We start from the raw sequence: 4959 nt of genomic DNA on the forward strand, positions 1-4959 counted from the left end.
AGTTTTACCTTGGCTACTACGCTGGATTTGATCACGGAAATCCCTCTACCAATAACTATTTACATTACTGGTTAAATATTGGTTATAAAATAAGTTCTTTTTTATCCGCTGGACTACATTTTGAGCAGTTGAGCTATACTGGGGGTAACAATGCGCCTGAGGATCCAAGCTATGCATTCTACCAGGCTTTAGGTCCGTATATTCAATTCGCTGACCCTAACGGTGGTTCATTCGCCAGATTTTCTACTGGAGGCGATTTACGTTCGGATGAGCAAGTAACCAAAAGTGGATACGAGCAACCTTCTTTCTACAAACTTTCAGTGGGCTACAATTTTTAAACTCGCTCGCTTAAAAAAAGCATATGGTTGATACAGCTATTTCTAATTGTATCAGCCATTTTGCTAATCGGTAAGCCGTAAATGGTGATGGTGCAGACAAAATTCCTTATTTCCCCTCTCTCTTTCTACGATGTGTTTAGCTGCTCAACTCCCTAAATGTGTAGCGAAGCAATGGGTAATAAACTTTCTTGGGGCACTCCTATACGTTGACTTAACCAGCTATCTTCTCGCGAATCAATTTAATCGCTTTCTAACTCGAGGCAAACGATGCTTAAGTTCTAGTTCTACCTCTTTCGCTTCGCGAGCAATAGAATTAATCGAGATCAATTAGCCTCTCTGAATTTCAATCCACCTTGGTTCTTTAGCCATCTACTAAACCCTTCTAGCGGCTAGAATGAGCATTGAATCTTCTTAGTGCAACTTATAGTTTCTTATGCTGTATCTTAACAAATCATGAACTTCATGTTCGTCTATCTATTCAAGCTTTATCAATATGAATGAAAAATTTCAGATTATTTTTTTCAATATTGCAATAATTGAGTAATATGGTTTAGCGATAGATAGAAAAATGAAGCAGCGTGCTATCAAATCTGTAGAACATTTGGAAGATGTGGTGCTATGGCAAGCATTCAAGCAAGGTGATCAGCAGGCGTATGCTACCATTTATCATCAGTACGTCCGGTTACTCTTTCAATATGGTTGCCGATTGTGTCCTGATCGAGAATTGGTTAAAGATGCCATTCAAGATTTATTTTACTACTTATGGGAGCACCGCTCCAACTTAGGGGATGTTCAGCATATCCAGTACTATCTTATCACTGCGTTGCGAAGAAAGATTATTGAACTTCAAAAGGCTGATGTCAGCAATGAGATCGATGAGCAAACGATTGTAATACCTTCCGCCGAAAAGAAGCATATTGAAGCTGAAACCGAACGGGACAACCAACGCTACCTCCACCAAGGACTGAACAATCTGACAGAGCGGCAGCGAGAAGCTATTTTTTTACGGTACTACCAAGATATGCCCGTACGTGAAATTGCTCAGGTTATGCAGGTGCAACGAAGAGCTGTCTACCAACTCCTTCAGGGAGCTATACAAACGCTCACAAAGATGTGGCCTGAGATGGCGAAGAAAATGTTAAAACTGGTGCTATGGGGTGTAATAACTTTTGGAAATTTTTAAAAATTTCAGCGCATTTGTTTTATTGTTTTTAACTTAAAAACTAATTCGTTATAAAATATACAAATTTAAAAAAGTTTTTTCATTTCATGTGCACAAATACACCCTTTTACACTCTTACTTATAAAGGCCTTGATTAACAAGTGCCATATGTATTATTGACGAGTGATGTTTATGACTTTTTGTCTAGTTGTAAAAGTAGTAATCTATGGATGACCGTAGTCAAGGGCTCAAGGAGTTATTGCTAGATGACCGGTTTATCGCCTGGGTGCTTCATCCTACCCCGGCCTTAAACCAGTACTGGAACAACTGGCAAAAAGAACGAAGTAACGGAAAGGTATTGGTAGCTGAGGCTCAACGTTTGATCCATCAAATGCAGGTTAATAGTCAGCTTGAACCCTTACGTGAACCGGAGGTCCAGCAAATGTGGCAGAAATTACAAAATAGACACGCAGAAACGCATAATATAGATGACAAGAAAAGCGAGCTAAGATGGTACGGAGTAGCGGCTAGCATCAGCGTATTACTCGCCTTTGCCATCTTCTTATTTATTAAAATTAGCGAACCGGCAACAATCACGCATCAAACTGATTACGGGGAGACTAAGCACGTAGTACTACCTGATAGTTCTTCGGTGCTGCTAAACGCAAATTCTTCAATTACCTATTGGGAAGATTGGTTAGAATCTTCGGAAAGAAATGTAACGCTTAACGGCGAAGCCTTCTTTGAAGTATACCATACCCAAGACCATCGGCAGTTTTTAGTCCACACCAATGCGGTGAGCGTGGAGGTGCTAGGTACTTCCTTTAATGTATTGAACCGCCGAAATCGCACCCAAGTAGTTTTGAAAGAAGGAGAAGTCCTGATAAAGTCAGATTCGGAAGTTTTAAATAACGATATTGTAATGCAACCGGGCGAATTAGTAGAGGTAGAAGGCAATAACTACATTCAGCACCCGGTTCAGGTGGAAACTTATACGACTTGGATGCAAGACGAGCATATTTTTGACGGGACAACACTCGCTGAGATCGCCCAGTTGGTAGAAGATATCTACGGTTTAGAGGTTAGAATTGAAAATAAGAATCTCTTGAATAAGAAATTTACAGGCAGAATAGATCGTGGTGATTTAACCAGCTTATTTGGTCAACTCGAGAAAGTGTTTCCATTGTCAATTGAACATAAAGGAAATTCAGTAACTATACATTAGACTATAAATTTTATTAATATTCTTTTCATTTAAAACAACCACTATGCACAAGATTTTACTCTGGCTGGGGCTAACTTTTTTAGCCTTACCATGCGCAGCACAGGTTCAACTGGCCGAACTGTATCTCAAACAGTTGGTTCCTGAACAAGATGCTAAGACTAATTTAATCCAGGTATTGGATGACTTGGAAGAGCAGTACCAAATGCGGTTTAGCTACGATCAGGAGCTTTTGCAAGGCAAACTGGTAGACGCTCAAGTTTCTCAACAGTTTGAAAAGCAAGGCGCAAATATTGAAAAGGTATTGGAAAAGCTGTTAGCACCGTATCAGCTAACCTTTGAGCAGTTTAGTACAAAGACGTACGTTATTTATCCTAATACCGAGAAACCGTTTATGCCCAGGGCAGATCGTAAGCCATTAAAAGAAGCGCGGACCCTCCCACCAACGCTCCTCAACCGAATAAAACAAAATAAAGCTAAAGCTGAACTCGTACTGGAACAAACAATATCCGGTACGGTGAATGATGCTGATAATGGAGAGCCTCTTCCGGGTGTAAATGTTCTTGCCAAAGGAACATCCGTAGGTACAGTCACCGATGTGAATGGTAGTTATCGACTAACCGTTGAAGATGCGGTAGAAGTACTCGTTTTTTCTTCTATTGGCTATGCTACGCAAGAAGTAGCTATTAACGGTCGTAGTACTATCAGTTTAAATTTACTGCCTGACGTTCAATCCCTTTCTGAAGTGGTAGTAGTAGGTTATGGGGCAGTGAAAAAGAGTGATCTCACCGGTTCAGTATCGTCTATCTCGCAAGAAGAGATTACCGCACTACCGGTTAACGATGTACAACAAATTATGCAAGGGCGGGCTCCGGGAGTGCAGGTCATTCAAAACTCACACTCACCCGGCGGCGGACTCAGCGTGCGCATCCGCGGGGCGAACTCGGTACTGGGTGGAAGCGACCCGCTCTACGTAGTAGATGGTTTTATCGGTGGCGTAGGACTCAACAGTATCAACCCCAACGATATTGAATCGATTGAAATTCTTAAAGATGCTTCAGCTACCGCCATCTATGGTTCACGCGGAGCCAACGGTGTGGTGATCATCACCACCAAACGAGGCAGCAAGGGCAGCGATGCTATCAATTTTGATGCCTTCTACGGAGTTCAAGAAGTGGCGAACACGATCAACGTAATGAATGCACGGCAATTTGCCGAAATCGCCAACGCCCGGGTGCTCAACGACGGTGGTACCGAAGTACCTTTCCCCGACCTTAACAATCTTCCTGAAGATACTGATTGGCAGGATGAGATTTTCCGTGTCGCCCCGATTCAGAACTATTCGTTGTCAGTGAACGGAGGCAATGAAAGCACTCAGTACCTAATTTCGGCCAATTACTTTGATCAAACCGGTATCGTAGAGAATACCGACTTTGTGCGGGGAACCGTGCGAGCCAACATCGATAAGCAGATTGGGCGGTTTAAGCTTTCTAATAGCTTCCAGGCTACCCAGGTAACTGAGAACGATATACCAGAAGGGCAAGACAAAGGTCCAGTTGCCTCTGCTCTAGCGGCGTACCCTACCCGACCAGTGCGGGAAAATGGTGCATTCGCCCAGATGGATATTCTAGAGTATAACGGATTCAACGATCCGATAAACAATCCAGTGGCTGAGATCACCCAGCGACTGCGGAAAGCAAGAACCACCCGTCTATTTAACGTAATGTACGGAGAGTATAAGATTCTAGAGGGCCTTACCGCCAAGGTTTCGCTCGGCGTAAACTATTCCAACCGCCGCCGGGACAACTACACCCGCCGAACTATTCCGGGCACCAATGTAAATGGGGTAGCATCTATCGGAAATAGGGAAGTAATCGATATCCTGAACGAAAATACCCTTAACTACTATAAAGAGATCGGAGTACACTCCATCAATGCAGTAGTAGGATTTACCTCTCAACGTAATGAGCTTAAGTTCTTTAACGCAGGCTCGCGAGACTTTGTGACTGACGCACTAGAAACCGGCGACCTGTCCTCAGGAGCTACCATTGATGTGCCTAGCTCCGGAGGCGCGGTTTGGAGCCAGCAGTCGGTGCTGGGAAGAATCAATTATGTACTCCAAGACAAGTATTTGTTCACATTCACCGGCCGCTACGATGGCTCCTCCCGCGTGGCGGAGAAAAATCGCTGGACATTCTTCCCTTCTCTAGCCCTGGGGTGGCGAGTAAGCGAAGAGC

At 43.3% G+C, this 4959-nt stretch carries 4 protein-coding genes; all 4 read left to right on the plus strand.

All coding sequences use genetic code 11. From position 1 onward, the window contains the following. A partial coding sequence (locus WBA23_RS20695) for a DUF6733 family protein (RefSeq protein ID WP_424584184.1) occupies positions 1–338 on the plus strand: 338 nt, incomplete at its 5' end. Between the two features lie 568 nt (positions 339–906). Continuing rightward, a complete protein-coding gene (locus WBA23_RS20700) occupies positions 907–1521 on the plus strand; it encodes an RNA polymerase sigma factor (protein ID WP_424584185.1) in 615 nt (204 codons plus the stop codon). Between the two features lie 205 nt (positions 1522–1726). Further along, complete coding sequence (locus WBA23_RS20705; protein ID WP_424584186.1) at positions 1727–2725, plus strand: FecR family protein; 999 nt, start codon at positions 1727–1729, stop codon at positions 2723–2725. 43 nt (positions 2726–2768) lie between these two features. Beyond that, a partial coding sequence (locus WBA23_RS20710; protein ID WP_424584187.1) for a SusC/RagA family TonB-linked outer membrane protein occupies positions 2769–4959 on the plus strand: 2191 nt, incomplete at its 3' end.

The sequence above is a fragment of the Tunicatimonas sp. genome (assembly GCF_049647865.1).
GTDB lineage: Bacteria > Bacteroidota > Bacteroidia > Cytophagales > Cyclobacteriaceae > Tunicatimonas.

Bases quoted from the DNA above. Each gene is read 5' to 3' on its own strand.
- WBA23_RS20700 (WP_424584185.1), top strand. From the start codon at position 907: ATGAAGCAGCGTGCTATCAAATCTGTAGAACATTTGGAAGATGTGGTG.
- WBA23_RS20705 (WP_424584186.1), top strand. From the start codon at position 1,727: ATGGATGACCGTAGTCAAGGGCTCAAGGAGTTATTGCTAGATGACCGG.